Source organism: Thiolapillus sp. (assembly GCF_048562965.1).
Taxonomy (GTDB): domain Bacteria; phylum Pseudomonadota; class Gammaproteobacteria; order Chromatiales; family Chromatiaceae; genus Thiolapillus; species Thiolapillus brandeum_A.
In genome coordinates this window covers 1-1128 of sequence record NZ_JBHNMF010000921.1, presented here as the reverse complement: position 1 = coordinate 1128, position 1128 = coordinate 1, and the positions used below count along the sequence as shown (strand labels likewise).

General features: G+C 52.3%; 1 protein-coding gene. It reads left to right on the top strand.

The features are described 5' to 3' along the window. The first annotated feature begins 394 nt into the window (after positions 1-394). A complete protein-coding gene (locus ACOCD2_RS21215; protein ID WP_293689456.1) occupies positions 395-1105 on the top strand; it encodes an alpha/beta hydrolase in 711 nt (236 codons plus the stop codon). Positions 1106-1128: the final 23 nt, after the last annotated feature.

Here is a 1128-nt window from a genome sequence, read left to right as displayed (position 1 = left end):
TTGTTGCGTAGTGCTTGGTGACCAGGACGGCTGGGGCACCAATAGGTTGTCAAAGGCCGAGTCGATTTTGGGGACTGGGATGTCCCAAAATCTATCACGAGGCCGAAGACACGCTTGATCGATCACTTTCCCGATTTCTATTTTCTTTGCCGGATGTCCCATGTCAGCCTCCTAAGCTCCAGGTTTCCTGTTGGAAAATGCTATTCTTCTCAACTGAAACTAAGCAGCTTCCGTGCCAGAATTTATAAGTTCATGACATTCAATCACTTAAGGCGTTTACAGACATGCAGCACCATCTGATCCACACACTGATATTCCACGCTTCGATGAATTGTTCAACGTTTCGTTGCAGTCATTCTCAAGGGAATCAGGATGGAAAGAGCAGGCCATGTAAATGTACATACTGATCGCCACAGCAGCAGCCGTTCTGGTACTGGCAATATCCGTTCCCTGGCTGATCCGGCTTGCCTACCGGGTACCCCGGTGCACCGTAAACGAAACGCCAGCGGATCTGAAACTGCTTTATCGGGAGTGCCGTATCGCCACTGTCAACGGAAAATGGCTGTCAGCCTGGTTTGTTGTTGGGGAAGATCTTGCAGGCAAGGTGCCAGTGGTTGCCGTCATTCATGGCTGGGGCGGAAGCGCCGCCCAGATGCTGCCCTTTGCCAGGTTGCTGCATCAGGCCGGCTATGGCGTACTGTTGCTGGATGCCCGCAATCACGGCAACAGTGACAGCGACAGCTTCTCTTCCATGCCACGCTTTGCGGAAGACCTGGAACACGGCCTGGACTGGCTGAAGAAACAGCCCCAGACCGACCCGCACAGGCTGTTTCTGCTGGGTCATTCTGTTGGCGCAGCGGCAACCCTGCTGCTGGCATCCCGGCGGCGGGATCTGGCCGGTATCATCAGTATCGCCAGCTTTGCCCATCCCCGGGAACTCATGCGCCGGCAAATGCGCTCACACCATATCCCCTATTACCCTGTCGGCTGGCTGGTTCTGCGCTATATAGTTCCCGTCTATAAATGCCAAGTCATTGAAATTCAATTGAAAAACCGAAAAAAGACGATGAGAAATCCGGTGCAGGATGGTACAATTATGATCTAAAGCATTGATACATAAGAAAACCA

Bases quoted from the DNA above. Each gene is read 5' to 3' on its own strand.
- ACOCD2_RS21215 (WP_293689456.1), top strand. From the start codon at position 395: ATGTACATACTGATCGCCACAGCAGCAGCCGTTCTGGTACTGGCAATA.